This is a genomic window from Mesorhizobium sp. B1-1-5 (assembly GCF_006443065.1).
In the GTDB taxonomy this organism is placed as follows: Bacteria; Pseudomonadota; Alphaproteobacteria; order Rhizobiales; family Rhizobiaceae; genus Mesorhizobium.
On record NZ_VFWS01000040.1, the window covers coordinates 15,652 to 42,136 of the forward strand.

General features: G+C 61.2%; 29 protein-coding genes and 2 pseudogenes. 18 read left to right on the forward strand and 13 right to left on the reverse strand.

Annotation, left to right across the window (positions count from 1 at the left end):
* Positions 1-89: 89 nt before the first annotated feature.
* Positions 90-419 carry a hypothetical protein gene (locus FJ980_RS14870; protein ID WP_140543848.1) on the reverse strand — a complete coding sequence of 110 codons (330 nt, stop codon included), beginning with the start codon at positions 417-419 and terminating at the stop codon, positions 90-92.
* Between the two features lie 93 nt (positions 420-512).
* Positions 513-758 (reverse strand): hypothetical protein, encoded by a 246-nt coding sequence (locus tag FJ980_RS14875; protein ID WP_140543850.1) that lies wholly within the window; start codon positions 756-758, stop codon positions 513-515.
* 172 nt (positions 759-930) lie between these two features.
* Between FJ980_RS14875 and FJ980_RS14880 the strand changes: the two genes are divergently transcribed.
* The 4 genes from FJ980_RS14880 (at position 931) to FJ980_RS14900 (ending at position 3,220) form a co-directional block, all read left to right on the forward strand.
* On the forward strand, positions 931-1,521 hold the full coding sequence (locus FJ980_RS14880) for a hypothetical protein (protein ID WP_140543852.1): 591 nt from the start codon (positions 931-933) through the stop codon (positions 1,519-1,521).
* 288 nt (positions 1,522-1,809) lie between these two features.
* A complete protein-coding gene (locus FJ980_RS14890) occupies positions 1,810-2,502 on the forward strand; it encodes an SOS response-associated peptidase (protein ID WP_140543854.1) in 693 nt (230 codons plus the stop codon).
* A gap of 183 nt (positions 2,503-2,685) precedes the next feature.
* Positions 2,686-2,841, forward strand: coding sequence for a hypothetical protein (locus tag FJ980_RS35945; protein WP_348640654.1), 156 nt, complete (start codon positions 2,686-2,688; stop codon positions 2,839-2,841).
* Positions 2,842-2,974: 133 nt separating this feature from the next.
* Positions 2,975-3,220, forward strand: coding sequence for a hypothetical protein (locus FJ980_RS14900; protein WP_140543856.1), 246 nt, complete (start codon positions 2,975-2,977; stop codon positions 3,218-3,220).
* On the opposite strand, the gene FJ980_RS34685 is transcribed toward FJ980_RS14900, so the two are convergent.
* On the reverse strand, positions 3,217-3,372 hold the full coding sequence (locus FJ980_RS34685) for a hypothetical protein (RefSeq protein ID WP_181181209.1): 156 nt from the start codon (positions 3,370-3,372) through the stop codon (positions 3,217-3,219). The two genes, FJ980_RS14900 and FJ980_RS34685, sit on opposite strands and share 4 nt — an antisense overlap.
* A 172-nt stretch (positions 3,373-3,544) precedes the next feature.
* On the opposite strand from FJ980_RS34685, the gene FJ980_RS14905 reads away from it, so the two are divergent.
* Positions 3,545-4,909: a recombinase family protein gene (locus tag FJ980_RS14905; protein WP_181181210.1), complete on the forward strand. Its 1,365-nt coding sequence runs from the start codon at positions 3,545-3,547 to the stop codon at positions 4,907-4,909.
* Here FJ980_RS14905 and FJ980_RS14910 read toward each other — a convergent pair.
* Positions 4,822-5,888, reverse strand: a pseudogene (locus FJ980_RS14910) (ATP-dependent DNA ligase). The gene FJ980_RS14905 and the pseudogene FJ980_RS14910 sit on opposite strands and share 88 nt — an antisense overlap.
* Positions 5,889-6,021: 133 nt before the next feature.
* On the opposite strand from FJ980_RS14910, the gene FJ980_RS14915 reads away from it, so the two are divergent.
* The 6 genes from FJ980_RS14915 (at position 6,022) to FJ980_RS14940 (ending at position 10,103) form a co-directional block, all read left to right on the forward strand.
* Complete coding sequence (locus FJ980_RS14915; protein WP_140543860.1) at positions 6,022-6,207, forward strand: DUF3606 domain-containing protein; 186 nt, start codon at positions 6,022-6,024, stop codon at positions 6,205-6,207.
* Between the two features lie 216 nt (positions 6,208-6,423).
* On the forward strand, positions 6,424-6,615 hold the full coding sequence (locus FJ980_RS14920; protein ID WP_281406329.1) for a helix-turn-helix transcriptional regulator: 192 nt from the start codon (positions 6,424-6,426) through the stop codon (positions 6,613-6,615).
* A gap of 274 nt (positions 6,616-6,889) precedes the next feature.
* Complete coding sequence (locus FJ980_RS14925; protein ID WP_140543864.1) at positions 6,890-7,285, forward strand: hypothetical protein; 396 nt, start codon at positions 6,890-6,892, stop codon at positions 7,283-7,285.
* A 2-nt stretch (positions 7,286-7,287) separates the two neighbouring features.
* Positions 7,288-8,070 (forward strand): excalibur calcium-binding domain-containing protein, encoded by a 783-nt coding sequence (locus tag FJ980_RS14930; protein WP_140543866.1) that lies wholly within the window; start codon positions 7,288-7,290, stop codon positions 8,068-8,070.
* Positions 8,071-8,291: 221 nt separating this feature from the next.
* On the forward strand, positions 8,292-8,471 hold the full coding sequence (locus tag FJ980_RS14935) for a hypothetical protein (RefSeq protein ID WP_140543868.1): 180 nt from the start codon (positions 8,292-8,294) through the stop codon (positions 8,469-8,471).
* A 24-nt stretch (positions 8,472-8,495) separates the two neighbouring features.
* Positions 8,496-10,103 carry a hypothetical protein gene (locus tag FJ980_RS14940; RefSeq protein ID WP_140543870.1) on the forward strand — a complete coding sequence of 536 codons (1,608 nt, stop codon included), beginning with the start codon at positions 8,496-8,498 and terminating at the stop codon, positions 10,101-10,103.
* Positions 10,104-10,285: 182 nt separating this feature from the next.
* On the opposite strand, the gene FJ980_RS14945 is transcribed toward FJ980_RS14940, so the two are convergent.
* Entirely contained in the window at positions 10,286-10,516 is a 231-nt protein-coding gene (locus FJ980_RS14945; RefSeq protein ID WP_140543872.1) for a helix-turn-helix transcriptional regulator, read from the reverse strand.
* Positions 10,517-10,856: 340 nt separating this feature from the next.
* Here FJ980_RS14945 and FJ980_RS14950 point away from each other — a divergent pair, with 340 nt between their 5' ends.
* From FJ980_RS14950 to FJ980_RS14970, 5 genes are all read left to right on the forward strand, one after another.
* Positions 10,857-11,261 (forward strand): hypothetical protein, encoded by a 405-nt coding sequence (locus tag FJ980_RS14950; protein WP_140543874.1) that lies wholly within the window; start codon positions 10,857-10,859, stop codon positions 11,259-11,261.
* Between the two features lie 236 nt (positions 11,262-11,497).
* Positions 11,498-12,103: a recombinase family protein gene (locus FJ980_RS14955; protein WP_140543876.1), complete on the forward strand. Its 606-nt coding sequence runs from the start codon at positions 11,498-11,500 to the stop codon at positions 12,101-12,103.
* Between the two features lie 63 nt (positions 12,104-12,166).
* Positions 12,167-12,646: a hypothetical protein gene (locus tag FJ980_RS14960; RefSeq protein ID WP_140543878.1), complete on the forward strand. Its 480-nt coding sequence runs from the start codon at positions 12,167-12,169 to the stop codon at positions 12,644-12,646.
* Between the two features lie 75 nt (positions 12,647-12,721).
* Entirely contained in the window at positions 12,722-13,339 is a 618-nt protein-coding gene (locus tag FJ980_RS14965; protein WP_140543880.1) for a hypothetical protein, read from the forward strand.
* 3 nt (positions 13,340-13,342) lie between these two features.
* Positions 13,343-15,091: a DNA polymerase gene (locus FJ980_RS14970; RefSeq protein WP_140543882.1), complete on the forward strand. Its 1,749-nt coding sequence runs from the start codon at positions 13,343-13,345 to the stop codon at positions 15,089-15,091.
* A 479-nt stretch (positions 15,092-15,570) separates the two neighbouring features.
* Here FJ980_RS14970 and FJ980_RS14975 read toward each other — a convergent pair whose 3' ends face one another.
* Positions 15,571-15,996, reverse strand: a complete 426-nt coding sequence (locus tag FJ980_RS14975) for a hypothetical protein (protein WP_140543884.1) — start codon at positions 15,994-15,996, stop codon at positions 15,571-15,573.
* Positions 15,997-16,347: 351 nt separating this feature from the next.
* Between FJ980_RS14975 and FJ980_RS14980 the strand changes: the two genes are divergently transcribed.
* Positions 16,348-16,545: a hypothetical protein gene (locus tag FJ980_RS14980; protein WP_140543886.1), complete on the forward strand. Its 198-nt coding sequence runs from the start codon at positions 16,348-16,350 to the stop codon at positions 16,543-16,545.
* Here FJ980_RS14980 and FJ980_RS14985 read toward each other — a convergent pair.
* Positions 16,542-18,272 carry a recombinase family protein gene (locus FJ980_RS14985; RefSeq protein WP_140543888.1) on the reverse strand — a complete coding sequence of 577 codons (1,731 nt, stop codon included), beginning with the start codon at positions 18,270-18,272 and terminating at the stop codon, positions 16,542-16,544. The genes FJ980_RS14980 and FJ980_RS14985 overlap by 4 nt on opposite strands.
* 41 nt (positions 18,273-18,313) lie before the next feature.
* Here FJ980_RS14985 and FJ980_RS14990 point away from each other — a divergent pair.
* A pseudogene (locus tag FJ980_RS14990) lies at positions 18,314-19,216 on the forward strand (ATP-binding protein); the annotation flags it as partial.
* A 29-nt stretch (positions 19,217-19,245) separates the two neighbouring features.
* Here the strand turns inward: FJ980_RS14990 and FJ980_RS14995 are convergent.
* The 6 genes from FJ980_RS14995 to FJ980_RS15025 form a co-directional block, all read right to left on the reverse strand.
* On the reverse strand, positions 19,246-19,833 hold the full coding sequence (locus FJ980_RS14995) for a TetR/AcrR family transcriptional regulator (protein ID WP_140543910.1): 588 nt from the start codon (positions 19,831-19,833) through the stop codon (positions 19,246-19,248).
* 13 nt (positions 19,834-19,846) lie between these two features.
* A complete protein-coding gene (locus FJ980_RS15000) occupies positions 19,847-20,428 on the reverse strand; it encodes a DUF308 domain-containing protein (protein WP_140543892.1) in 582 nt (193 codons plus the stop codon).
* 124 nt (positions 20,429-20,552) lie between these two features.
* On the reverse strand, positions 20,553-22,721 hold the full coding sequence (locus tag FJ980_RS15005) for a malate synthase G (protein ID WP_140543894.1): 2,169 nt from the start codon (positions 22,719-22,721) through the stop codon (positions 20,553-20,555).
* A gap of 247 nt (positions 22,722-22,968) precedes the next feature.
* The gene (locus FJ980_RS15010; protein WP_140543896.1) at positions 22,969-24,990 is read right to left on the reverse strand and encodes a hydantoinase/oxoprolinase family protein; all 2,022 of its coding nucleotides are present in this window, start codon (positions 24,988-24,990) and stop codon (positions 22,969-22,971) included.
* A 330-nt stretch (positions 24,991-25,320) separates the two neighbouring features.
* Entirely contained in the window at positions 25,321-25,623 is a 303-nt protein-coding gene (locus FJ980_RS15020) for a cupredoxin family copper-binding protein (protein ID WP_140543898.1), read from the reverse strand.
* Positions 25,624-25,676: 53 nt separating this feature from the next.
* The gene (locus tag FJ980_RS15025) at positions 25,677-26,303 is read right to left on the reverse strand and encodes a CDGSH iron-sulfur domain-containing protein (protein WP_140543900.1); all 627 of its coding nucleotides are present in this window, start codon (positions 26,301-26,303) and stop codon (positions 25,677-25,679) included.
* Positions 26,304-26,485 lie beyond the last annotated feature (182 nt).

Genomic DNA, 26,485 nt, shown 5'->3' on the forward strand with positions numbered 1-26,485 from the left:
CCCAAGGACCACCGTATGCTATGCGATGACTAAGCTTGGGGGGGGCTTCGCCCACCCCGTGATAGCAAAGTGACGGTCAAGTCCGACCGTTATGTTCCGGACTCGCCACGGCTGGGTTTGTCAAATGGCGCGTTTCCGATGCCCGGCCAGCCCTCGATCTGATCGAAGGCCTCTTCGAGGTCGCCTGACAAAATGTTGTCTCTTTTGATCATCTGGTCTGCGAGACGGTGGAGCGCTTTTTGCCGTTCTGCTTCTGATTTTTCGCGCCAACCGCGATCACACACGCCCACAGAATGTGTAAAGCCTTTCGTTTCAGGATCCTCCGGTATCCCCGTTACAGCGACCCTGCCCCTCGTTGCATTCTCCAAGAATGGGGCGCGGTTCGGCGTCCAAACGACCATCGCATCTGCAGATTCCATTTGATCCTCCGGTATGAGAGCGGCTGCAAATAAACCGGACCGCGCCGACCGACAATAGCCCGTTGGGCAACGCGGCGACGCGGTTTGCGACAACTACTCATCTCGCCAGATCACGCGCTTCTCCCATCTGATCTGCACCAGGCGCCGATATCTGATCGTGTGAGCCTGCTCGCCGGTGGCGTGGAATAGCTGCGCGCTCATCCATTCGCGGCTGCCGCACTTTTGACAGCGCGCCTTGTCCCTCACCTCATCGATCGTGACGTTGCCGATGACCTCCCGTAAGTCGAGCGGCTTAAAGTAGCGAGTGATGTTGCATTTGCCGCAGCGGATGCCGGCCACCTGCCCTGCGTCGTGAGCATGCGTCAACGTCCATCGGGCGCCTCTCGGCCACTTCTCGGGTTGCTCCGGCATATGGTGAAATGAGGAACTTAATCCTACTCGGTCAAGAGGCTCTTGACTCCAGCGTTCTCTTTTTGTTCACTGATGTCCTGACAGCCACAGGAGGCCGGTCATGGACATTATGATGGACGCCAGGGGCGCCACCCCTGAAGAAAAACAGCGCGGTCTCACCGCAGCTCGGGCCGTGATCGAGCAATCTGGCTTAACCGCGGAGAAAGCGGCTGAAGGCTCATTCGCCGTCGAAGGCTGGGACGACATGGGCTTTCCGCCGGACCAAGAGCCATCGGAAGACGAGTGTGCTGCCGCTGACGTTTGGTGGGCGGCCAGCAATGCCGCAATCAAGGCATGCTGTGAGGGCTGGTCGGATGAGAAGCGGAGCGAGGTTCGCGGTTTGCAACTGCTGCACGACCCCGAAACGCAGCTTGTGGATCGTGTCACCGCGCTGGCGCGTTTGCGCGCCATTATTCAAGCGGAGGACGGCAAGAACGAATTCTACGACGAAAGGGTCGCTCTGCTGGCCAACGTTGCGACCGACGAGATGGCCGATGGGCAGTTGGCGAGAGAACTCGTCACCGCAGTAACCGTTGCATATACGCCCCTGGCGTGCGCTCAGTTCACTCCCAATGAACCGATCGAGCCGAAGCGCCAGGCAGTGCTCGACGCGATCGACGCGCTCGAGGCGGGATCAGCACCGCTCAATTGATAGAGGCCGTTGAATGTCAACGCACGTCCTTCCAGAGCAGAAAAAGCCGAAGTTGATTGTTGTGGTCGCCTTTGACCGCGACGACGACGGCGAGCTGTTTCCTATGTACGGTCCAGCTGATCAGCAAAGTGAAGAGCGGGCGATCCGAACCGCCAAATCACTGGCCGGCAAACACGTTGGTGTCATCGCTTGGAGCCGGGGACGCCGATCCGTCTCTCGGGGGACTACGGGGCGCCGAATACGCTGTTTGTGAGCGGCGACGTGCCTGACATGGAGTGATCGGCGCCAATGTGCGGACGCTACACGAGATACCTGCCATGGTCGGAGATACACCGCCTCTATCGGCTGACGGCGTCGGCTGACATCGGCCGCAACGACGCGCCTCGCTACAACATAGCGCCGACCGACGAGGTGCCTTTCATCACCGCCGCAGATGACGGCAACCATAAGGTTCGCTCGGGCCGCTGGTGGCTGGTGCCGTTCTGGGCGAAGGAAATGCCCAAGGCGCCGATGTTCAATGCGCGTATCGAGACGGTCGACACCACCCCGGCCTTTCGAGATGCGTTCAAATCGAAGCGCTGCCTGATCCCTGCCGATGGCTTCTACGAATGGACCATCAGCCCGGCCGATCGCGGCAAGGACCCCTGGCACATCTTCATGCCAGGCCATGCGCCGTTCTCCTTCGCGGGGCTTTGGGCCTACAACAAGGCGCTGGATATCACGAGCTGCACGATCATAACCGAGCCGGCCGGCGAGCCGATGCGCCAGCTTCATGACAGACAGCCGTTGATCCTCGATCCAACCTACTACGACGCCTGGCTGAATGCGAAGACGCCGGCAAGCGACCTGAAGAGCCTTCTCACTCACGACATCGACGGGCTGCTTCAATTCAACCGGGTCGGACGCGAGGTGAACTCCGCGGCGATCAACAAGCTGCCCAACGACCATTCCGGCCTTGTGGGACCCATCAATCCGCTATGAGTGACGAAATCAGCCTTCCACGCCTCGAATACGCTACGCCGGGTGGCGTCCAGCACCACCTTTGCGAGCACGACGGCTGCAGCAAGGATGCTGGTTGGGGTTCGCCAAGCCGAAGCAGGCGCCGCACTGGTTCTGCTATGCGCATAGGGCCGAGGGCGAGCACTTCCTTTAGGAGCATGACCGATGTCCCGCCATCAATTCGTTCATGAACTGGAAAGCACTGCCGACCACATTGCGGACGCTTCTCGGGCGGACCTGCAGGTGCTGTTGCGGCGGGCCGCGCTGCTGATCAGAAACGCCGGTGGGTCAGCCTTGATCCCCGCACCGATGACGCGCTGACCAGCCTGGCGGCCGAGATGGGCACTGCCAAGCCGGAACTGGTGGAAATGATCGTCGGCGAATGGCTCGTCGCCAACGCCTATCTGCCGGTGCCGCGACAATTGGACGAAGAGAGCACGGTGGACGGCAACGGATGATCAGCGGACCGAGCCGCGAAGGCGACTACCCCGACCGAGAGGTCGACTGCCAGGAAGCAATGGAGCCCGGCTTTCAGGCAATCGTGGACTGCATGCTCGGAGCAGGACGGGCGCGCGGCGAAGTCCTGCGCTCGCTGCGTCGGCTGATTGCGGCCGACAATATGACCCAGAAGGAAAACGCCAAGGTCGAGGTAGAGCTTGCCATTGCTCGAGCGATGATCCGGGCGGGAAAGGCGCTCTAGTTGTCGCCTTTCGCGAGCGCGCCTTCGTCGAGCTCTGTCTCCAGCCGATCACTCACCGGCTTCGCCTCGCTGCCAATCGGCACGCCGTCGAAGCCCTGCAGCCATGCTTCGGCATGCTCGGCCCAATAGTCAGGCACGGCACGTTCATACATCCACGCGTAGCCGACGCGCTCCTAGCCGACAGCCTCCGCGCAATACTCGTGTGCACTACAGTGTGCATAGTTCAGATGCAGGGCGCTGCTCAGGTTATTTGCTGTGATCGACGAGTGCCAATTGCGCTATTCTGCCCAACACATGCTTGGCAATGTTGTTAGGGAGGGCCTAGTGACCGGCCTCTCGACCTTTCTTCGCGTTCCGGCGGCGCAGTACATCCGCATGTCAACCGAACATCAGCGCTATTCGCTGGACAACCAGGTCGCTGCAATCGGGGAATATGCCGAGGCGCGAGGCTTCGCCATCGTCCGCACGTATGCCGACGCCGGCAAGAGTGGGCTGAGCCTAAAAGGCAGATACGGGCTCCAGCAGTTGCTTGCCGATGTTGTGACCGGCCAGCGGACTTATTCCGCGATCCTCGTATTGGACGTCAGCAGGTGGGGCCGGTTCCAGGATACGGACCAAGCCGCGCACTACGAATTTGTCTGCCGGGATGCCGGGGTCAATGTCCATTACTGCGGCGAAACGTTCGAGAATGACGGCAGCATGGTAGCCAGCATCGTGAAGAACCTCAAGCGGGTAATGGCAGCCGAGTACAGCCGCGAACTTTCCAGCAAGATATACCGGGCGCAAATCCAGCAGGCTCGCATAGGATTCAAGCAGGGCGCTCCGGCCCTGTATGGCATACGGCGGTTATTGGTTAGCCAGGACGGAACGCCAAAATTCTGGCTGAGTTCGGGCGACCGCAAGGGGCTAAAATCGGACCGGGTCATTTTTATGCCGGGACCTCTTGAAGAGCTCAAAATTGTGCGGCGTATTTTCCGCATGTTTGTTGAGCAGAGGCGAAGCGTCGCGAACATCACCAAAACGTTGAACGACGAAAAGATACCATCCTCCGATGGCGCCTTGTGGGGCTGGGGGAGGGTCAAAGGCGTGCTCCGTAGTGAGTTGATGATCGGATACTACGTCTTCAACCGGACTGACCACAAAATGAAAGGGCCGGTGCGTCACAACCCCCCGGACCTATGGGTACGAACCAAGGTGATGGAGCCCATTATCGACCCCAAAACATTTGCCCGAGCGCAGCGTGTATTCAGGTCAAAACGGGCCTATGGCCTGCGTGAACCGGACATGATTAGAAGTCTGAAACGCCTCTTTCGCGAGAAGAAGAAGCTTTCGGAGGCAGTAATCGACGAGTGCCCATATACACCCTCCTCGCATGCATATTGGGTGCACTTCGGCAGCCTACCGGCGCTTTATAGGAGCGTCGGTTTCACGTGCCCTCCGAGAGGACTACGAGGTAGATACTTCTCCGATGACGAGTTGCTAAATGGCATTCGCCGACTGCACGCAAAGTTCGGGTACATCACAATCGCTTTGATCGACAGTGACGGCGATCTTCCAACGTACAAAGTCTACACCAAACGCTTCGGTACGATGCTGCACGCCTATGGCCTGGCTGGCTTCCCTACGACGAAGAGCGAGACTGTGTCCGCGGCCCGACGGCGAGATATCGCCCGAGCCCGCTGCGAGTGAGATGCGCAGCCGAACCAGGTGCCGTGAAAATGTTCATTTTTCAGAACTTGGTGCATCATGGGGGGGTGAGCTTCAGTCTTGTTTCCAAGTGCGCTTACCGCTCCCTTTTCCGACCAACTTTCAGTCTTCCTCTCGAAATCCTGGAGCGACGCGTGCCTTAAATCTTCCTCGCCGCGCAAATGCTTCACGCGGCCGATCAAGCCCTGCTTGACCCATTGCGTCGCGGGCCGCTTCATGCCGTTCGGCGCCCGTCCAGCGTACTCCTGTACACGCTGCCAGAGCCGTTCGCGCATCTCGCGGTTCAAGGTGATGAACGCCGCCCCAACATAGCGTCCTGTGCCTCTTTCGCCCATGAGAGCGAACGCTGGCTTGCCGGGTTCGCGCTCGACGCCGAGCAAATCGTACTCGTCGACGGCGTAGGATTTGATCTTCAGCCACGCCGTCGAGCTGCCGCTCCGATAAACACTGTCCTTGCGCTTCGAAACCATGCCTTCAAGCCCGGCCTGGTCGATAAGATGGAAGACAGCCGCGCCAGTGCCCGGCAGTGCTTCGCTGAACTGAATCCGGCCGCCGGCCGGGATCATCGCCTGCAGGATCCCCCGCCGATCGACGAGAGGCATGTCGCGGAGATCGTGCCCGTTGAGGTGCAGCAGATCAAAGGTCACGAAATAGAGGTCATGCTGGCGCCGGGTGATGTCCTTGCGCAGCTCGCCGAAGTCGGAATGACCCCTTCCTCCAAGACGACGATCTCGCCGTCGATGATGGCGCTTTCGGCGTTGAGCTCGCCGGCGGCCGCGACCAGGTCGCGGTATTTCGCCGTCCAGTCGAGTCCGCGGCGCGTGTAGATGCGTACACCGTCTTCGTCGCGGACGATCTGCGACCGGTAGCCGTCAAACTTGACCTCGTGAATCCAGCCGTCCCCCTTTGGGGGCTTGTCGACAAGCGTCGGTATCAACGGCGGTATGAACTTCAAACGCACCCACGCAACCCCAACGCCAATTCGAATTTGATTCAATATGGCACGGCCGTTTCCGTTCCGTTAGCGATTGCTGAAAAAGCAGATCGGAACATTCGCCGGCACTGGATGTTCTTTTTAACCAGGAGGACCAGCCATGACAGACGACACGAGCAAACGCGATTTTCGTGACCGCGACCGGGTATCGGCCGATGAGGACTACGAGGTCCGCTATTTCGCCAAGCAGCACCGCATCACACCCGAGCAGGTCCGGGAACTGATCGGCGCGCACGGCAACGATCGAAAGACGCTGGAGCGCGAAGCCAGGAAGCTGCGGGGTTGACCAAGCTCTCGGATTTGGGACTGCCGATCATAGGCAGCCTGATGGTGCGGAGGGCAGCCACGGAGGAAGAGCACTTCCAAATCTGCCCGGCCTGAGGGCAGGCATTCGACAGACGTGACTTGCCGCAAGTCATTTGGCACGACCAGCGCGGGCACAAGCCACTGGAGATGACAGTTAAATGTCCTCCGGCTCTTCGACGGATTGACGCCAGAGCAGTTGCGCACGGCTCGCGCCCTTCTGAAATGGTCGCAAGTGCGCCTAGCCGCCAAATCGAACATGAGCGAAGGGACGATCCGCGATTTCGAGAATCGTCAAAGGACGCTGCGCCCCTCGAAAATAGCAGCTATCCGACAGGCGTTCGAATTGGCTGGCATTACCTTCGCGTCAGAGGACGCCAACGGAGCGTGACAAGAAAAGCCCGCCGAACAACGCCGACGGGCCATCTTCCCTCAAACTGCGTGTGCGCCCGTTTCCCTAGCCGGTCCGCCAAAACCCGGGAAATCCGCACAAGCCGTTCTTAATGCGGTCCTGGCAAAAGGGCTGTAGCCGAGCGGCAACAGCGAGCGAGATTCACGGATCAGAAGCTCGCACGCCCGAGCGACCTTTGGCCGTACTCAAGACCAGCTCGCCGGTTTGCAAAATATTGCGTCCTGTGTCACTTTCTGGCTGGGGAGTGGGGAAAATGGTCGGGCGACTTGTATTTTGCCTTGTGGCGGTTATCGCAGTATCCGGCTGCGCCGCTGACTACCTCAACAATTACGATACGATGACCTTAGCGTCAGGTGATGCAAATTATACGAATCGCCTTTTGCAAACGGTCGATCCATTCAACCCGAACAGCAACAACACCCACATCGAAGGCAATGGCCAGCGCAGCGCTGGTGTCGCCCAGCGATATCTCGGGATTCCCCTGACGCCGGCGGGTCAGAAATCCGGTCGAAGCGGCGGTGGAGGCGGTGGGGACTCAGGCAATCATCCGTGCGATCTGCGCACCCAGACCGACAGCGCGGGCCGGCCCTGCGGTGAACGCGCCGCCGAAGCGAGACCGGGCGGCCGAACCGGACATGAGGCGGAGTAGCGATGACGTTTCGATTGCGCCCTCGTCGGCGACGGAGTGCGGCACCGCGGCGCCTCATCTTCGTAACCGTTGCAGCGGTCGGAGCCCTGGCCGCGCTCACGGCCATGCGGCATGGCGACAGCCTGCACGAGGTCAATCTGCAGAACGTTGTCGGCACCACGCCGGCGCCGATCACCGGCGTCGCATCGATCATCGACGGCGACACGATCGAAATTCACGGCCAGCGGATCCGGTTCAACGGCATCGACGCGCCGGAGAGCCGGCAGTATTGCGATGACGCCAAGGGCTTCGAATACCCGTGCGGCCGGCGATCGGCCGAAGCGCTGGATAGCTACCTGGCGGCTTCGCGGCCGGTGCAATGCACATTCGTCGAATGGGATCGCTATCATCGCTTCGTCGGCGACTGCCGACGCGCCGACGGCGCCAGTGTGGCGGCGTGGATGGTCGAGCACGGCCAGGCGCTCGATTGGCCGCGCTACAGCCACGGCGCCTACGCGCCGCAACAGGCGACGGCGGAAGCGGCCAAGGTCGGACTATGGGTCGGTAAGTTCGAAGCGCCGTGGAACTGGCGCGCGTCGCACGCCGACGGCGCGGCGCCCGCGAGCCAGCCGCTCGGCATCGTCAGCCGCAAGCTGGTCGGGCAGAGCAGCTATTCGTGCGAGCCGCGGCGGACGTGCAAGCAGGTCAGCTCTTGCGACGAAGCCCAATGGTACCTGCAGAACTGCTCGTGGGGCGGGAAGCTGGATCGGGACAACGACGGCGTGGCGTGCGAGACGCTTTGCTAAGGCGCGAAGATTGCTGCAACATGCAGCAACTAGGAGGGAACTGTTGACGTACCGAATCGTTGGTCAAGAAATTTATGGCGCGTCAAGAACTTTCGTGTATATATGGCCCCGCAGAGTGCATATCCACTAACCCTTTGAAATATCGTTCTCTTTCCTGAGAACGTGAATCTGATCAAGAGGTTAAGACGATGCATAAGAAGCGAATCGCAGGGGAGAATCGCATGGGTGAGCCAGTCTCGGCGGCAATCGATTTGGAAATCGAAGTGAGCAGTGAGATGGCTGCGGAACGCGTTCCGGGGCTGGGTTGGACCATGCCTCAGGAAACGATCGAGGCTTTGCGCGACATCGATGACAGCATCCGTTCGGCTGAGCAGTTGAGCGGCAGCCTCATATTCGGCTAATAGACATCATTCGGCGGGGGGCGGATGGCGTTTAGTTTTTTGGCGCTTGCCGCGCCAGGCGATTGGGCGAAGCTTGAAGCTAGGCTAAATGCCGAACAGGTAAATCCGAATATACCGGCCATTCTCGTAAGGCGTCTCCAAGAGTTGTCTGCGAAGTCGGTACTTATCGAGGATAATTACCTCGATAAGGATTTTAGTGAGGCGTATTCAGCTTACTATTCCAAGACTTTCAGGCGCCATACCAAACTCTGCACCCGGCTGTTGTTTTTTGCCAGTGATGTGAGTTTTGTAAATTCAGGTGACGCAGGCGAGGTTCTGGAGAAGCTTGAGGCGTCTGCCTTTATCGGCCAAATCGTTCTGCGCCCGATTTCGCAGGCTCCTGTTGGGCAGGCCCTTTTTGCGCCACCGCCACCGCCAGCTAATCATGAAGGGCATCTTCTTGTGAGAGGTGAATACTCCGCGCACGTCTTTGGCGCGGAGCTAAAAGTGGAAGGCGTGCCAATGACGCAGCAGGATTCGCGTGTTGGCGCCTGTGCCCAAGCGTCCATTTGGATCGCGGCGCGGCATTTCCACGTACGCCACCGAGGGCCGTGGCTGTCGACTGTCTCAATCACTAAGGCTGCAGTCGCTCATTCAGAGGCTATGATTAACACCGTAGTTCCGGCGGGGTCAGAATTCCTGAGCGTTGGAAACATGGTCGCCGCCATGCGACATGCCGGAAGGGAACCGCTCATATATGCTGCTACGGGTTCCGTCGCTGGAGTGCCGACCTGGGGGTCCGTCCGGCCGGCGGACGTGATCAACAGATACGTCGATTCCGGCATCCCTGTCATAACGGGGCTAACGTTTCCGGGTCAGAACGTCGGCCATGCTATCGTCACGACCGGACAGGTATTGAGGCAAACTCCATCTGGCCCACTGCCATCCCATCCCACTAGGGCAGAATATTGTGAGACGTTCTATGCCAACGACGATCAGTTAGGACCAAACATTCGAGTAGGTTTGCGCCCCAACAGTCCTCTCTCAGAAGCCAACTATTCGATTGAAGCAAACGTCAACTATTTGATCATCCCGCTGCCCGAGAAGGTGTATCTCCCAGCAGAGAAGGCGGAAGCCCTAGCCTGGGGAAGCCTCATTTCTTATGCGGCGGACTGGCCTGCGTTCAAAGCCAGGCATGCCGGCAAATTAGGTACATCGGAACAACTAGGTGATGTATTGGTCGGCGCGATGGCGTCCAACACCGTCGTTGCCAGGACATACCTGACATATGGTTGGAAATATAAGAAGCGAGGTATCAGAAATCGGTTTTCAAATCCGGTAAAGCAGGTGATCAGGAACTTGGAGGTCCCTCGCTTCGTGTACGTTACCGAATTCGCAACCACCGGCGACACCGACGGTCGCTCCCAATTCGAACGGCGCATCGTGGCGCATTGCGTGGTCGACGCAACTGCCAAAAATCAGGGGCAAGATTCCGTTCTGTTGGTTCATGCTCCCGGTTTCTGTTCTTGGTACGCCCACGATCAAAATGGGTCCTATTCCCAATCAGTTGGTCCCGTGCAAGACTCCACGACCTATTTCCCCAAGGCTCGCGGCTTGACCCACTTTACCGATTTTGCGGCTGCTGGTTTCTAATCTCCGCTTAGGGCGTGCGCCGTTCCTTGCCATGTAGGAAACGTCTGTGGGAAGCCAACGATGCTTTTAGCTAACTTGTTGATTTTGTTGGGGACCCGACAAGATTCGAACTTGTGGCCTCTGCCTTTCGAGAGCATCATCGCCCTCAGGTTTCGCTATTACCGCTTTGACCGGGATTGGCGCTATTGCCCGCAGCCCGTTTCCTCGTCGGGTCGCACGAGTTCGACATGGCTGACACTCAGGGCCTGCGCGATCTTGTATAGTGTCTCAAGACTCGGGTTGCGCTGCCCGCGTTCTAGTCCGCTGATGTACTGCTGACTGATATCAGCCCGTTCGGCGACCTGTTCCTGCGTCAAACCGGCGGCTGCGCGCAGCCGCGCGAAGTTCCTGCCGACCAATTTGCGCATGTCCATGCGCCAACCAATCGACGGTTTCCACGCATGAGTTTATCAACTATAATATGTAAATGCACTGCCGGGTGGACCGTGATGACAGGTATTGCCTCGCTCAAATCGCGCGCTTGCGGGAACGGCTTCGCAAAGGGGATAATCTAACGTGGAAACAAAGACCAAGACTGAACTGATCCGCTGGATAGAGGCAGAATTGCTGACGGCGGACAGCGACAAACGAACATATCTGGAAGAGATTGGACGTTGGTTGCGGAATTCTACTGATCGTCGGAGACACATGTCATGGGGCGCTAGTGACCTCGATTTCTCGCCATCGGCCGATTGAAGAAGGGGAGACGCCTGCATGGCCGACTGGATCGATCAAAACACCTTCATTTCTGACGATGGAAAGGTCGTAAGAAACGGTTTCTACCGCGATCAAAATGGGGCGCTTTGCACCTATTTTGGCCCGAAACCCCTAAATCGACCTCCATCGTCGTCGCAGCTTGGCAGCTGGCCCCAGGAGCAGGACAGGATGTTCGTCCAAGGCCCTGCCGCAAAACCAGCCTTGCGGTCACGCCAGGAATCGTCACAGGACGCTTTTTACGAGCCCGGCGGCAATGTCCCCTCGATAGGTGGGCTCTTGTTGTCGGTAATCGTGTTCTCCATTCTTTTTGGTTTTCTCGCCTTCCTCAAAAATGCTAACAGCCCAGCCCCCCATGACGTGAAAATGAACGCAGATGCAGTATCGGTCGAACTGACGCGATAGGCGGCTTCCGTGTGCTAAGGCCAAGTCACTACTGATCAATCAACCATCGGGTTCGGCAGTATGCCAGCGTCGGTGACAAAAACCGCCGGTGACGATCGTTTAGTTATCTGACGGTCCACTAGGCCTTGGCCGTATGGACCGGTTCCAGCGAGCGAGGCCGTCCGGTCCACGACATCGGCATGTACTTTGGACCAGTTCAGTTTACAGAAGCCACCTCATTGGACCGAGGAGGCTGAATGCTAATTGGCTACGCCCGAACTTCGACGCTTGATCAGGAAGCCGGCCTGGCGGCCCAGGTGCGGGATCTCACCGCTCTGGGCTGCGAGAAAATCTTTAGCGAACAGGTGTCCGCGACGGGTCAGCGCAGGGCGTTGGAATCGGCGATCGATTTCGCCCGAGAAGGTGACACGCTTGTGGTTACCAAACTGGATCGCCTTGCCCGGTCTGTGAAGGACATTTGGGGAGTTCTCGATCGGCTCAGGTGCAAGGCTGTCGCGGTCAAGATTGAGAACATGGGCATCGACACGGGCACCCCGACAGGCAAGCTAATGCTAAGCGTTTTGGGCGGGGTCGCCGAATTCGAACGCGAGATGATGCTGGAGCGGCAGCGCGAAGGAATCGCGAAGGCGAAGACCGAGGGAAGATACAGGGGTCGGAAGCCTGTAGCCCGAGATCGTGGCGACGAGATTCTCGCTCTGCGCAGGTCAGGGGAGAGCCTGAATTCCATCGCGCGCCAGCTTCGGATCGGCAAGGCAACCGTGTTCAGATTCCTGCGCGAAATCGGCGGCAGCGACAAGGCCGGCGGCAAGGCTTCTTCGAACGGCGACGTGCCTATTATATAATGAGAAGATGGCCCGGGTTAGCGCCGGCGCGAAACCATCGGATACGACCCTGGAAGAATTAACATGCCCCTTTCGCTAGCCGACCGCGACGCCATTATCGACCAGATCGTCGAAAGCCGTATCCCTTGCCGGGGGCCGAGGCTGAGCGGTGGCGACGAATTCGAAGAGTCGCAGATTGAAGAAATGCGGCAGGACGCAGCGCGCGAACGCCGTCGTCTCCTCGCTTTGCCGGACGATCAGCTGAGGCTGGAGCTCGAATTTTCGGGCGCCGAGAACGTGACACCAGATGCCCCGCAACCGCGACCACCCCAAGCGTTGCTGGATCATTCGCAAAGCCAGCCGCTTCAAACCCTGCCCAGCAAGAGCACGAAGCTCGCGGCGTCGGTCGAGCTGTTGCGGCTACGCTACGGCCTCGATCGGCCCAGCGGCGTTACGGAAAAAACGATGCTTAGCCAGCTAAATTATGACCTACGTGCAGCCGGGAAGGATCAGGTCAGTGTCGAAACGCTCCGCCGAGCCAAGAAGGAGGCATGGCCAACCTGACAGCAGATGGCATAGTTTGACCAATTTTGACATTGGCGTCGACCGCTGGGTTTCGGCGATCATCGTGAGATCGCGATGAAAACCGAAATCAAGAGGAAACCAATGACCGATTTCACCGACTACGAAGGCAAGCCGGCCAGCAAGGCCAGCATTTTCGACGATCTGGAAGCTATCCGCATCAACCCCTCGGAGGCGCTCCAGCCCGTTTCTGAGGTTTTCACGACCATTCCCGTCCGGAAGCCGGCTCGCCATGAGTTCTTCCGCGTCTGCCCTGACCAGGCGATGTCTCTCACGGTTGCCGTCTTCATCGACAAGCAGGACCGCGACACGACCTATTTCGTTCCGCCGTCAATGCGGAACTGCATGTTGGGCGAAGACCGGATCGCGACGCTCTATCATTTTGTGACCAGCACCGGCGTGATGGGCATCTGGCCGGTTACCCTGCCGCAGGACGGCAGGGTGTGCAATTGGGCGGCGTCGAAGTTGGCCGCCATCGCGGAGTCCAAGAGAGGCTGGGTTAGGATCGCAGGCGACACGAACCTCGGCGCCTACCGCATCTACCGGGCGCTCGGAGATCTCAAAGACGCAACCTTCTCGTCGATCCCGATCAACGAAATGCTGAAGACCGCATTCAACGGACGGGTGATTGATGCGGAAAACCACCCGATCATTCGCCGGCTGCAGGGCATGTGAAACATGGTGCTGTATGAAAAGCAGGACGGCGATGCCATCGCCGCCTTCCAGGAAATCTGGCTTGTCGACTTCGAGTACAACGGCGAGCCAGAAGTGCCAAAACCTGTCTGCATGGTCGCCCTTGAACTGAAGAGCCGGCGTACAATCAGGCTGTGGAGGACCGGGCTCTATGCCGCGAGTCGGGCTCCATTTGACGTCGGCCCGAATAGCCTGTTCGTCGCCTACTTTGCGCCAGCGGAACTGTCCTGTTTCTTGGAACTGGGTTGGCCGTTGCCGGCGCGCGTGATCGACCTTTTTGCTGAGCATCGGGTAGAGACGAATACCTTCGGCGCGAAGGTCGGCAATTCTCTTTTGGACGCGATGGCGATCCGGGGTCTTGGTCACATCGAGGTTGCTGAAAAGGAGCGCCTTCGCGAACTGATTTTGTCCAGGCAGTCTTGGTCGGAATCTGAGCAGTTCCAGATCCTTGGTTACTGCGAGAGCGACGTTCTCGCGTTAGCTGAGTTACTTCCTAGGATGATGCCTGGCCTCGACTTAGACAGGGCATTGCTGCGCGGCCGATACATGGCCGCTGTAGCCGAGATCGTGCGCAACGGAATTCCCGTCGATCACAGGCTTTATCGCCGTGCCAGGGACAACTGGATGGCGATCAAGGGGGAACTGATCGATGAGGTCGATGGATTTTTCGGCGTTTATGAAGGGACGACTTTCAAGCACGACCAGTTCGCCAGGTTCTTGACCAAGGCGGGTATAACCTGGCCGCGTCTCCCTTCGGGCGCTTGTGCGCTGGACGATGAGACTTTCAGCAGGATGGCCGACGGGAACCCGGCGATTCGCACGCTGCATGAGTTGCGCCGAACAGTGGCTAGGATGAATGGCGCTGGCCTTCAGGTGAGTTCCGACGGGCGGAACAGGTGCGGCCTGTCCCCCTTTTCGTCGGTAACTGGACGGAACCAGCCGTCGAACTCCAGGATGATTTACGGCCCGGCCAGATGGATGCGGCAGTTGATTAAGCCTGAAGCTGGAACCGCCTTGGCATATGTCGACTGGGCGGCCCAAGAGATCGGCATCGCTGGTGGCCTTTCTGGCGATGAGCGCCTTATCCAAGCATATTTGACCGGAGACCCATATATGGCTTTCGCAGTAGAAGCGGGGTTGGCTCCGCACGATGCGTCGCCGCGGTCACATCCGAGGATTCGCAGCGTCTGCAAGGCAATCGTCCTGGGCCTCGGGTATGGAATGGGACGAGATGCCCTTGCAGCAAGCGCTGGAATCACCATCGCGCACGCGTCGGAATTGCTGGAGAAGCACAAGCGAATCTACCACCGCTACTGGCGCTTTAACTCGGACTCCGTCGACAGCGCCTACCTTAGCCATGAGGTTCAGTCGACTTTTGGGTGGAAGGCTCGCGTCGGTCCCGGCACCAAGCCGACCTCGCTGATGAACTTTCCGATGCAGGCAAATGGGGCCGAGATGATGCGGATCGCAGCGATTGCTGCCGTTGAACTGGGCATCCGGGTGGCTGCCCCAGTTCATGATGCATTCCTTATCGAGAGCCCACTGGAAGAATTGGACGACCGGTTGGCTGAAATGAGGAGGATCATGGCGCAAGCAGGTGAGGCGGTTTGCGGCCTGCCGATCCGGACGGACTCGGTCGTTATAAAAGCGCCGGGTCGATTTGTCGACGAGAGGGGTGCCGACATGTGGGATCGAATTATTGGCAGGCTTGAAAGGGTGAAGCACGATGGCTAAGCAAATGATCGCCGACCGATCGATCTCGGAAGTCGAGATGGAAACACCATTTTTGGTTGGTCAGGCTGCGAGAAAGAGAGCGAGGTTTTTGCGAGGGCCGATACCATTCGACCAAATATCCGCTGCATCTTGCCTCGACGGGAAGTGCTTAGCCATTTTACTTGCGATTCATCATCAGCAGGCGCTGACTGGTTCGGACTGGGTTTCGATACCGAGGCGCGTGTTAGACGATCTTGGCGTCGACAAGGACGCAAAATCTCGCGGCCTGCGCTCTCTTGCATCTAGCGGCTTGGTCGAGGTTTCCCAGAGACCTGGTGCAAGCGCTCGCGTGCGGTTTGCACCCACCCTAAATACCGGAAAGCCGGTCAGGGAAAGCAATGACGCGAGAGCAGCGAGAGCAGTACAGAAGGGGTCTGATCGATACGATTTCAAAGTTCAGAAGGCCGCTTTTTCATGTAACGGCGATGCTGACGCCCGGGTCAAGGCGCCTGGCCCTTGAAGACGCCCTGGTAGGCTGGGCGGCGCGCGTTGATCGCTTTTATCTCGGCCGGAATTGGCTTCAGTCGGACCGTCGAATGGAAGGTGCTGTGTTTTTCGAACGGTATCCGGACCACCACGCGCACTTGATAGTCGCCGCGCCCGACAGCGCGTCCGGGATTCATTTCCTCATGAATGGCCAGTTCTGGTTCGCGTTTGACCCGACCGTCGAGCTTCGAGGTTGCCGGCCTCGGCCTATCGCACCGAGAGGTAAGATGATGATTCAGCAAATACCAGAGACCGCTGGAGATCTCCGCCGGGTTGCGGCCTACGCCGCCAAGGAAATGGAATACCGACCCGAAGCGATCATGGATTGGAAATTCATTCGAGATCTGTCCCGCCATTGACGGCTGCATCGCAATGTTCATACGGACAACCTTCGCCACGCGTCGGGTGTCTTTGGTTAAGCTCGGTCCAGCACCGCCCCCAGCCGCATGTTCCTGCGGTAGAATGGTGGAATATTGCCGATAAGCAACATGCCATTGCGGACCTGGTCGGCAAAGCCGTTCCTGGCGCGATCTTTTCGAACTTTCCGGCCGAGCCCTGTCAGAGATCATCAAGGCGATGTAGATAGCCGGCTTACGGGGGCCAGAATGTGGATCTGCTTCAACGATAGCTTTGTTTCAATTGTTCAGGATCGAGAACGGCTCGAATCCCTAGTGGTCAGGGCTAGGAATTCAACCCATCTCGAACGCCTTTTCCCCGGTCAGGAAATCGTGATGTCGCCGGGCCGGGATTATTCCTGTCGACATTTCACTTCACCGGATCGGCTGGTCAAGGTCCTCGCCGACAGGATGAACGCGATCGACTACACCAACTTCAAGAACAGTGTTGCCGATCTTCGGCTTCGTCGCCTCTACGGCGAGTTCTGGCGCCTTCACGCCGAGTACCAGAAGCGCAGCGGACCTAGCCTCTAGGCGCGTTCTCCAGCCGGACGACCCATCCATCTACCTTTTGGCTCGATCGAACGCAGAAGCTGAGTTTCTCCAGTGGCAGGGTCCGACTTAATCGGCTGGACAATGCGTTGCAGACCACCGTCTCGAAAGATGACGGCAAACTGGCGCGGTAGTGACCCAACCGTTGACGGGAACTGCCCGGCTGACACAACTGAGGCATTTTCGAGATCAATCCCGAGCGCGGCGACCTCGACACGATCAACCAACGCTTTGAACCGGGCGACTACCCTGGACCTAAGCCGGAACATGTCGCCGCCCCCATCCGGCTTCCGGAGTTGGCCAACCAGGTCTTGGATCTCCTGGCTGCTTTCCTGGAACCGGGCGACGTCTGATTCGAACAAGCGTCGCTCGGCCACCAGCGCTCCCCTTTCGGCGGAAGCAGCTTCGATTTCCCGCTGGTAGCGGGCAAATTCCTTTCTGACAAAGTCAGAGGCCAGCTCGGGGTCAAGCAGAAGCTGAAAGGTTCGACCGCGTTCCTGCTCCAGCTTGGCCAGCCTATCGTCTAGCATATGAACGGCCTTATCGAGCCTGCTGCGGTTTAAGGTCTCCTCATCGCCCTGGATCAGGAGTCGAAGGTCGACCTCCTCCACGAACGTCAAGAACGACGCCTCGAAGTGGCCGTAACGCCAGGCATTATTCGAGCAGCCTATGCCCCGTTGGAATTTGTCGCAGACCAGATAGGTTCCGCCCTTCGACCCCGGCCCCTTGTTGACGTAGTGCATGGGCGAGCCGCAATACGCGCACTTTGCCAGCCCTGAAAACAGGTTGCTGACAAACTCACCCTTCCGGCCAGCGCCCCCCGTCCGACGATTGGCCCGCGCCCCTTGGACGCGAAGGAAGAGCTGCTCGTCAACGATGGCTGGGAAATAGTCCCTGATCGGCTCGCCTTCCGGCATGCGGCGGCCGTCGACCATCTTGTGGGGCTGGTACTCGCCAATCGTAGCCCGGTTCGTCAAAATCTTTGAAACGTAGGATGTTTGCCAGCCCTTCGACCGTCCAAAGGGCGGCGCGGCAGACCGATTAAGGCGCCGAGCAATCGAGAACGTCCCCAACCCGGCGGCTGCATCGTCGAACATCGACCTGACCACCGACGCCCGGTCTTCGTTGATCTGGAACGAGGTCCTGTCAGACGACAGATCGAGCCAAGATGGCGCCAACCGCGTGAGTTTCTTCTGATATGCCCCTCGGCGCTTATTCGTCCAGGCCTCGGCGAGGCGTCGGCTCTTGGTCAGAGACTCTTCGTGGGCCCGGCTCATGATTGCTAGTGAGACGACTAGCTGGCTAAAGTCGGTTTTTTCGGAGGTGTAGACCTGATCATCGGCCAAGGTGACGATCTTGATTCCAGCCTTGATCAGGTCAGTGAAGAGAGACAGCGACGTGAAAACGTCCTGCCGGCTAAGGCGATCGAGGGACTCAAGCAGAAGGTATGAGCCCGATGGAACCTCGCCCTTCCTCACCGAAATCAAGAAGCGGCCGAGGCTCGACTCGACCGCCAGGTTCGCACCGCGAAATGCCGAGACGCCGATGTCCTCTAGCCTGAACTCTTCAACCAGTTCGAGGCCGTGATTTTGGGCGTAACGCTCCGAGAGCTCCAACTGGCGACGCCTGCTATCGCCATTCAACTGGGTTTCGGTCGACATCCGGATATAGGAATAGGCCCTTGGGGCTTGGGCTCCGCGCTTGGTCATCGGCGCTATCTGGGTCGCCTCTCGGCCAATGTCAATTAATTGGCCACAATATGCTCATGGTCGGGCCGCCCGGCTCGGGCAAGTCGATGCTGGCGCAGCGCCTGCCCTCGATCCTGCCGCCGCTGGCACCGAAGGAGCTGCTCGAAGTGTCGATGATCGCCTCCGTCGCCGGCGAGCTCGGCGAAGGCAAGCTGACCGACCGGCGGCCGTTTCGCGCCCCGCATCATTCGGCCTCGATGGCGGCGATGGTGGGCGGCGGGCTGCGCGCACGTCCGGGTGAGGTCTCGCTCGCCCATCACGGTGTGCTGTTCCTCGACGAGTTGCCGGAATTCACGCCGCAGACCTTGGATGCGCTGCGCCAGCCGCTGGAAACCGGCGACTGCATGATCGCGCGCGCCAACCACCGCGTCACCTATCCGGCGCGCATCCAGCTGGTGGCGGCAATGAATCCGTGCCGCTGCGGCATGTCGGGCGAACCCGGCTATCGCTGCCTGCGCGGCGACCGCTGCCGCACCGAATATCAGGCGCGCATTTCCGGCCCGCTGCTCGACCGTATCGACCTCAGGATCGAGGTGCCGGCGGTCTCGGCGAGCGACCTCATCCGGCCGGACAAGGCCGAGACGAGTGCGGCGGTGGCGCAGCGCGTGGCGCGTGCGCGCGCCATGCAGCGCGAGCGGTTGGAAAGACTGGGCGCGGGCGCCACCACCAACGCGCACTGCCCGCCCTCGATCGTCGAGGAGATCGCCAAGCCCGATAGCGCCGGGCTGACGCTGCTCAAGGACGCCAGCGAAAAGCTCGGCTTTTCGGCGCGGGCCTATCACCGCGTGCTGAAGGTGGCCCGCACGCTGGCCGACCTCGACGCCAGCGAAACCGTCGGCCGCATCCATCTTGCCGAGGCGATCTCCTATCGCATGAGCGCGGAGCGGATGGCGCAGGCGGCGTGACCGCAAGCGAGCCTGGCTTTCGTCCCTCTTCAATCTCGAGCCGGGATCAGCTTCTGCAGCGTCGGCGCCAGGATCATGCTGAAGGTCAGGACATCGCCATAGGCCCGCGCCGAAATCATCGCCCCGTGCACGGTCGCCATGAAGGCCTCCGCTTCGACGCGCGGCGCGGCGGCGATCGTCAATGTGCCTTGCGCGGCGCCGCGCTCGATGACGCCGGTCAGCCACCCCGAGAGAAATTGAAAATAGGCTCGGACCTCCGCAGCCACCTCAGGCGGAAGGGCCGGAAGCTCGCTGGCAAGCAGCGCGCAGACGCAAATCGGCCTGCTCGCGTCCTCGATACACTGCGCCCAGAAGCCGGCATAGGTGCGCAGCAACTGAGGCGGCGCAGGCACATTGCGCTCTAGCTCCGTCATGCCTGTCACGGCATCCTCGAGGTAGCGCTTGACCAGGGTTCGCACCAAGTCGACCTTGCTCGGGAAATGATGATGGATGCTGGCTTTGCGGATACCGACCACGTCGGCGATATCGGCGTAGCTGAACCCGTTATAGCCGCCGGCGACGATGAAGCTTCGCGCGGCGGCCAGTATGTCATCGGCGGTGTTGGAGGGCTTGTCCATGGACATGCCTACCTCAACTCGCGACCCGCCGCGACTTGCGAAGAATATCGCCGACAGAAAGCCACACGGCGGACACCAGGAAGTAGAAGGCACCGAAGGCGGCATAGGGCGCGACATTGGCGATGCTGATGGCATCGGCGCCGCCCGCCATCTTGACGAAGAAGAGGCCGGCTAGCGCCGACTGGGCGCCGCTCAGGATCATCGCCCATTGGGCGCCGTTGCTCTTCCAGCGACGCACCGCGGTGAGGAGCTGAAACGCGCCGGAGACGACCGCCCAGACCCCATAGACCGCGAGCACCGCATTCATGCTGCGGCCAAGCGCGATAGCGACCGCGATCGCGGTGAGAATGCTGACGGCGAAATTGAGGAGCTGCGACTTGTTGCGGCCCAAGCCGCCGCTGCGCTGCGCGTCGACATAGTTCGCGAGCGCGTCCCAGGCGGGGTAGGTCACCAGCATGACGGCGGCGAGCGGCGGAACCGACTTGGCGACGGTGAAGGCTACCGCGACCCAGGCCGCCGACACGGCAAACCGCAGATAGTAATAGCTTTTGAGCCAGCCGTTGGAGGACTGGGCATGGTTCGTTCGTGCAGGCATGACGATTCCTTTCACTCAACTCCCTGCCAACTAGTAGGTAGATTGAAAATCGTCAATGCCTTGCGGGCCGGCCGCCGATCACCTCGACATCTCGTTTACGTGATCGGCGCCCGCTTGCGCCGCGCTACTGCTCGCGCGCCTTCAGCTCCAGCCGCCGCTTATGCAGCACCGGCTCCGTATAGCCGTTCGGCTGCACCGTCCCCTTGAACACCAGGTCGCAGGCGGCCTGGAAGGCGATGGAATTGTCGAAATCGGGCGCCATCGGCCGGTAGAGCGGGTCGCCGACATTCTGGCGGTCGACGATCGCCGCCATGCGTTGCAGCGAATCCCTGACCTGGATTTCCGAGCAAACCTTATGGCGCAGCCAGTTGGCGATGTGCTGCGAGGAGATGCGCAGCGTGGCGCGGTCCTCCATCAGGCCGACATCGTTGATATCGGGCACTTTCGAGCAGCCGACGCCCTGGTCGATCCAGCGCACGACATAGCCGAGGATGCCCTGCGCGTTGTTGTCGAGCTCGCGCTGGATCTCGTCCGGCGTCCAGTTCGGCCGCACCGCTACCGGCACCGACAGAATGTCGTCGAGCTTCGCCTTCGGCCGGCTCTTCAGCGCCGCCTGCACGGCATGCACGTCGACCTTGTGGTAGTGCGTGGCGTGCAGCGTGGCGGCCGTCGGCGACGGCACCCAGGCGGTGTTGGCGCCGGCCTTGGGGTGCGCGATCTTCTCAACCAGCATCGCCGCCATCAGATCCGGCATCGCCCACATGCCTTTGCCGATCTGGGCGTGGCCGGCGAGCCCGCATTCCAGCCCGGTATCGACATTCCAGGCCTCATAGGCGGAAATCCAGGCGGCCTGCTTCATGTCGCCCTTGCGGATCATCGGGCCGGCTTCCATCGAGGTGTGGATCTCGTCGCCGGTGCGGTCGAGGAAGCCGGTGTTGATGAACACCACGCGCTCTCTTGCGGCGCGGATCGCTTCCTTGAGGTTGACGGTGGTGCGCCGCTCCTCATCCATGATGCCCATCTTGATGGTGTTCCTCGCCATGCCCAGCAGCGCTTCGACGCGATCAAAAATCTCGACGGCGAAGGCGACCTCTTCCGGCCCGTGCATCTTCGGCTTCACCACATACATCGACCCGGCGCGGGAATTCATCCGCCGGCCGTTCGGGCCGACATCGTGCAGCGCGATCAGCGCGGTGAGCGCCGCATCCATGATGCCTTCCGGCACCTCGTTGCCGTCACGATCCAGGATCGCCGGATTGGTCATCAGGTGGCCGACATTGCGCACCAGCATCAGCGAGCGGCCGGGCAAGGTGATGGTGCCGCCCGCGCGTGAAATGTAGCTCCGGTCGGCATTGAGCTTGCGGACGAAGGTCTTGCCGCCCTTCGTGATCTCTTCCGCGAGGTCGCCCTTCATCAGGCCAAGCCAGTTGCGGTAGACGACGACCTTGTCCTGCGCATCCACGGCGGCGACCGAATCCTCGCAGTCCTGGATGGTGGTCAACGCGGCTTCGAGGAGGACGTCGGCGATGCCCGCCGGATCGGTCCTGCCGATCTGGTTGGCGCGGTCGATCACGATTTCGATATGCAACCCGTTCTTGACCAGAAGCACCGCTTCCGGCGTGGCGGCATCGCCGCGATAGCCGACGAACTGCCTTGGATCGGCGAGCGTCGTGGCGCCGGCGCCCTCGCCGGCTTTCAGCGCGCCATTCGCCACCGACAGCCCATTGACGCCCGCCCATTTGCCGGTGGTCAGCGGCACCGAGTGATCGAGAAAATCCTTCGCCCAGGCGATCACCTTGGCGCCGCGCGCCGGATTGAAACCTTTGCCCTTCTCGGCGCCGCCGGTTTCGGCAATGGCGTCGGTGCCGTAGAGCGCATCATAGAGCGAGCCCCAGCGCGCATTGGCGGCGTTGAGCGCATAGCGCGCATTCATCACCGGCACGACCAGCTGCGGCCCGGCAACGACGGCGATCTCGGGATCGACATGCTCGGTCGAGACGCTGAAGGCCGGCCCTTCCGGCACCAGATAGCCGATCTCCTTCAGGAAAGTCTTGTAAGCCTCCATGTCGAGCGGCGCGCCGTTCTCACGATACCAGCCGTCGAGCTTCTCCTGCATGGCGTCGCGTTTGGCCAGCAGCGTGCGAATCTTCGGCGCGAGGTCGTGGACGATCGCTGAAAAGCCGGTCCAGAATTTTTCCGGATCGATGCCGGTGCCGGGCGTGGCCTCCGCGGCCACGAAATCATGGAGCTCCCGGGCAATCCGCAACCCGGCGATCTCGATGCGGTCGGTCATCTGCACGTCTCCAGATAGGTGGCTTGCCGGGCGTTTGGCATGTTTGGGGTTGCGGGGTCAATTCGGCTTAGGGTGTAGAGGGGCGCGGCCTTTCCCTTCTCCCCTTGTGGGAGAAGGTGGATCGGCGCGCAAGCGCCGAGACGGATGAGGGGTGTTCCAGCGGAGTGAGACGCTGGCTTTCCCTGGAGCACCCCTCATCCGGCCGCTTCGCGGCCACCTTCTCCCACAAGGGGAGAAGGAAAAGGCGCTACACCGCGATCCGCGGCCGTCCCGACGCCACGGCCACCACATGCGCCTCGATGAACATGCGCTGGCCCTCGATGGTCGAGACCTTGAACTCGGTGGAAACGTGGATCTCGGCGCTGTCGGTGCCTGCGTCCTTGGCGCGATCGGCGGCGAGCGCCCGCACATCGGCTTGCGCCGCCTCGATCGCCTTGTCCTCCTCGGTGAAGTCGCGCACCGTCTGGCCCGAGGCGAGGCGGAACAGGCCTTCCTTGGGCTGGCTGACGCGGGCTTCGGCCGAGACGCGCACCTGGCCGACCACGGCGCCGAGCGCGTTGGCGACATCGGTGTCTTCCGGCACGATGCAGCCATTGCCGACCAGCGGCGGCAGGCCGGCATAATGCAGCGGCGCCGAGGCGCCGAGGCCGATGACCGGGCGGTCGAGCGCAACGGTGAAGCGGGCGATGCCGGGATGGGCGTCGACAGCGCGCTGCACCAGCGCATGCGCGACGGTGGCGGCGCCGTCCAGCCCGTCCTCGGCAAAGGCGGTCTCCAAGATGTATTCGGCCGACCAGCGGGTCAGCGTGACGAGCACGCGATCGGAAATCTCCTCCGGCGTCGCCGCGATCGTCTGGCCGCGGCCGTCGCGGCGGCGGGCGAAAAGCTCGGCGCCGAGCCGGGCGGTGGCGGCATCCCAATTGGCCTGCTTGCCGAGCACATGGGCGGCGTCGGACGGCGTGAAGCCCGAGATGTGCACCAGCCCGCGCGCGACCAGCCGGTTCAGCGTGGCGTTCTGGGCGTTGGAGGCGAGCAGCCTGTCGAGCGCCAGCGGCGTGGCGCCGATCGTCTCGTAGAGCTTCGCTTCCGGCCCGGTGAGACCGGCGGCGAGCCGCTCCGGCACGCCGGTGCGCAGGGCAAAGCGCCCGTCCATGCGGCCGGGATTGGGCGCTCGCAGCTGGCGCTCCAGCTCGGTGGTGACCGCCTCGCCATGCACCATGCCGGACAGCGCCAGCGGCACCAGGCGGCGCGGCCCAAGCAGAATTTTTGGGTCGAGCGCGCCGTCTTCCAGCGTCACTTCCGAATCGCCGCCAAGGCCGAATGTGCGCATGGCGACGGCTTCGACCATGGTGCGGAAGCCGCCGACGGTGGCGCCTTCCGGATCAAGCCGCGGCCGGCCGCCATCGAGCACGGCGACGTCTGTTGTCGTGCCGCCGATATCCGAGACCATGGCATCATCCAGCCCGGTCATGTGGCGGGCGCCGACAAGACTGGCGGCCGGGCCGGACAGAATCGTCTCGATCGGCCGCTGGCGGGCAAAGGCCGCCGAGACCAGCGCGCCGTCGCCGCGTACCACCATCAGCGGTGCTGCGATGCCACGCTTGGCCAGAAAACCTTCGGTCGCCGCCACCAGCCGGTCGATCATCGAGATCAGGCGCGCGTTGAGCAAGGTGGTGAGCGCGCGGCGCGGGCCCCCGAGCTTGGCCGAAAGCTCGTGGCTGGCGGTGACCGGCAGGCCGGTCTTGTCGCGGATCAGGTCGCGGGCCGCCAGCTCATGCGCCGGGTTGCGGGTGGCGAAATAGGCGCAGACGGCAAAGCCCGACACCGAATGCCCAAGCTCGGGCAGCGCCGCCTCGAGCCCGGAAAGATCGAGTTTTGCCGCATTGCCGTGCACGTCATGGCCGCCGGGCAAGAAGACCACCGGATCAGTGCCAAGCGCCGTCTTCAGCCCGTCGCGCGCGAGGTCGGCCTCGGAAAAGCCTATCATCACCAGCGCCACGCGCCCGCCCTGGCCCTCGACCAGCGCATTGGTGGCCAAGGTCGTCGACATCGAGACCAGTTTTATCCAGGCAGGATCGGTCCTGGATTGTTCCAGCACCGCGTCGACCGCGCCGGAAATACCGACGGCGAGGTCATGGCGCGTGGTCAGCGACTTGGCCTTGGCCAGCACCTTGCCCTTCGGGCCGCCTTCCTCCGACCACAGCACCGCGTCGGTGTAGGTGCCGCCGGTGTCGATGCCGAGGAAGAGAGGGTGAGGCTTGGCGGTCATTTCTGCGAGGCGGTCCGGGGTCGAGGGCTTTGTTGGGAAGCCCTTAGCCGATACGCGCCGGCGGATAAAGACGGGAGGGATGGGCCACGGGGGGAAGCGCCGGGGTGTTTATTGAGATGTCGGCGCGAGGCCCCCCTCTCTGCCCTGCCGGGCATCTCCCCCTCAAGGGGGGAGATTGGCAGCTTGGACGCCGGCGCCCCCTTTTGCGACGTTGGCGATTGGCGAAAGCGCCGGCGACATTTGATCTCCCCCCTTGAGGGGGAGATGGCCGGCAGGCCAGAGAGGGGGGCCTCGCGCCGGCCTGCGCAGCAGTCCTTTAAGCGCCGCCGCCTATTTCGCCGTGACGGTGCCCGTCATCGAGCTGTGGATCGCACAATGGAACGGATGCGCGCCGGCGGCCGATATCTTGACCTTGGCGCGCTTGCCCTTGGCGAGGTGGCCGGTGTCGAAGGAACCGTCGTCCGCCGTGGCGGTGTGCGTCTTGGAATCGGCGTTGGTGAAGGTCACGGTGTCGCCAACGGCGACACTGATCTTGGCCGGGCGGAATTTCATGTCCTTGATCTCAACCGCGTGGTTTGCGGCGAAGGCGGGCATTGCGAAGGCAAGCAAGGCAAGGGTGAGCATGGTGCGCATGGTGGATTCCTCCTCAGAGTCCTCCCCCTAAGCTAAGGCGGGCGCGGCGTTTGTCATGCCACGAAGCCCACTCTTTTATGCGACCCGTCACAAAACGGCTTGTTGGCCGAGTGCCCGCAGCGGCAGAGGAAAACTTTTGTGGTGCGGGCGATGGTATGCCCCGTGCCGGTGACGATCTCGGCATTGCCTTCGACCTTGAGCGGGCCGTTGACGGTGGGGGTGACCGTCAGCGGGCCGTCCCGCGCCTCCAGCACCTGCGCTTCCTTCAGCGGCGGCTCGCCTGTGGCGGTGAAGCCAGCCTTGATGTGGCTGTTGTCGCAGAACGGCTTGTTCTGCGACAGGCCGCAGCGGCAGAGCGTGGCGCGCAAGAAGGTGTCCTCGCCGAGCACGATCTCGGCATGCACCGCCAGCGGGCCGTTCTCGCGCAACCGCACGGTGTTGACCACCGGCGGCTTCTCCTGCGGCCCGCCATCCTTGCGGCTGTAGGTGATGGCGCCCGAGGGGCAGTTTTGCGCCAGCGCCACGACCTGCTCGACGCTTGCCGCTTCAGGATGGATCCACTCGCCCGGCGCGTTGGGCACGAAGACATGCGGATTGCCGAGCACGCAATTGCGCGAATGGATGCAGCGCTTGCCGCTGAAGGAAACGTCGATCTTCTCGCCTTCGACCGTGCCTGCCATGTGGGTGGGGTCTCCTGTTGGGTTGAGGCGAAGGCTAGGGCGGGGGCGCGAGGCGCGTCAAGCTGGCCGGATGACTACTTCCCCTTCTCCCCTTGTGGGAGAAGGTGGCTCGGCGCGCAGCGCCGAGACGGATGAGGGGTGCTCCAGCGGAGTGAGGAGCCGGGTGGATGCGCTGGCGCGAG

Excerpts from the sequence above, each read along its gene's own strand:
- FJ980_RS14870 (WP_140543848.1), bottom strand. The coding sequence starts at position 419 with ATGGAATCTGCAGATGCGATGGTCGTTTGGACGCCGAACCGCGCCCCA.
- FJ980_RS14880 (WP_140543852.1), top strand. The coding sequence starts at position 931 with ATGGACATTATGATGGACGCCAGGGGCGCCACCCCTGAAGAAAAACAG.
- FJ980_RS14890 (WP_140543854.1), top strand. The coding sequence starts at position 1,810 with ATGTGCGGACGCTACACGAGATACCTGCCATGGTCGGAGATACACCGC.
- FJ980_RS35945 (WP_348640654.1), top strand. The coding sequence starts at position 2,686 with ATGTCCCGCCATCAATTCGTTCATGAACTGGAAAGCACTGCCGACCAC.
- FJ980_RS14900 (WP_140543856.1), top strand. The coding sequence starts at position 2,975 with ATGATCAGCGGACCGAGCCGCGAAGGCGACTACCCCGACCGAGAGGTC.
- FJ980_RS34685 (WP_181181209.1), bottom strand. The coding sequence starts at position 3,372 with ATGTATGAACGTGCCGTGCCTGACTATTGGGCCGAGCATGCCGAAGCA.
- FJ980_RS14915 (WP_140543860.1), top strand. The coding sequence starts at position 6,022 with ATGACAGACGACACGAGCAAACGCGATTTTCGTGACCGCGACCGGGTA.
- FJ980_RS14925 (WP_140543864.1), top strand. The coding sequence starts at position 6,890 with ATGGTCGGGCGACTTGTATTTTGCCTTGTGGCGGTTATCGCAGTATCC.
- FJ980_RS14930 (WP_140543866.1), top strand. The coding sequence starts at position 7,288 with ATGACGTTTCGATTGCGCCCTCGTCGGCGACGGAGTGCGGCACCGCGG.
- FJ980_RS14935 (WP_140543868.1), top strand. The coding sequence starts at position 8,292 with ATGGGTGAGCCAGTCTCGGCGGCAATCGATTTGGAAATCGAAGTGAGC.
- FJ980_RS14940 (WP_140543870.1), top strand. The coding sequence starts at position 8,496 with ATGGCGTTTAGTTTTTTGGCGCTTGCCGCGCCAGGCGATTGGGCGAAG.
- FJ980_RS14945 (WP_140543872.1), bottom strand. The coding sequence starts at position 10,516 with ATGGACATGCGCAAATTGGTCGGCAGGAACTTCGCGCGGCTGCGCGCA.
- FJ980_RS14950 (WP_140543874.1), top strand. The coding sequence starts at position 10,857 with ATGGCCGACTGGATCGATCAAAACACCTTCATTTCTGACGATGGAAAG.
- FJ980_RS14955 (WP_140543876.1), top strand. The coding sequence starts at position 11,498 with ATGCTAATTGGCTACGCCCGAACTTCGACGCTTGATCAGGAAGCCGGC.
- FJ980_RS14960 (WP_140543878.1), top strand. The coding sequence starts at position 12,167 with ATGCCCCTTTCGCTAGCCGACCGCGACGCCATTATCGACCAGATCGTC.
- FJ980_RS14965 (WP_140543880.1), top strand. The coding sequence starts at position 12,722 with ATGAAAACCGAAATCAAGAGGAAACCAATGACCGATTTCACCGACTAC.
- FJ980_RS14970 (WP_140543882.1), top strand. The coding sequence starts at position 13,343 with ATGGTGCTGTATGAAAAGCAGGACGGCGATGCCATCGCCGCCTTCCAG.
- FJ980_RS14975 (WP_140543884.1), bottom strand. The coding sequence starts at position 15,996 with ATGAACATTGCGATGCAGCCGTCAATGGCGGGACAGATCTCGAATGAA.
- FJ980_RS14980 (WP_140543886.1), top strand. The coding sequence starts at position 16,348 with ATGTCGCCGGGCCGGGATTATTCCTGTCGACATTTCACTTCACCGGAT.
- FJ980_RS14985 (WP_140543888.1), bottom strand. The coding sequence starts at position 18,272 with ATGACCAAGCGCGGAGCCCAAGCCCCAAGGGCCTATTCCTATATCCGG.
- FJ980_RS14995 (WP_140543910.1), bottom strand. The coding sequence starts at position 19,833 with ATGGACAAGCCCTCCAACACCGCCGATGACATACTGGCCGCCGCGCGA.
- FJ980_RS15000 (WP_140543892.1), bottom strand. The coding sequence starts at position 20,428 with ATGCCTGCACGAACGAACCATGCCCAGTCCTCCAACGGCTGGCTCAAA.
- FJ980_RS15005 (WP_140543894.1), bottom strand. The coding sequence starts at position 22,721 with ATGACCGACCGCATCGAGATCGCCGGGTTGCGGATTGCCCGGGAGCTC.
- FJ980_RS15010 (WP_140543896.1), bottom strand. The coding sequence starts at position 24,990 with ATGACCGCCAAGCCTCACCCTCTCTTCCTCGGCATCGACACCGGCGGC.
- FJ980_RS15020 (WP_140543898.1), bottom strand. The coding sequence starts at position 25,623 with ATGCGCACCATGCTCACCCTTGCCTTGCTTGCCTTCGCAATGCCCGCC.
- FJ980_RS15025 (WP_140543900.1), bottom strand. The coding sequence starts at position 26,303 with ATGGCAGGCACGGTCGAAGGCGAGAAGATCGACGTTTCCTTCAGCGGC.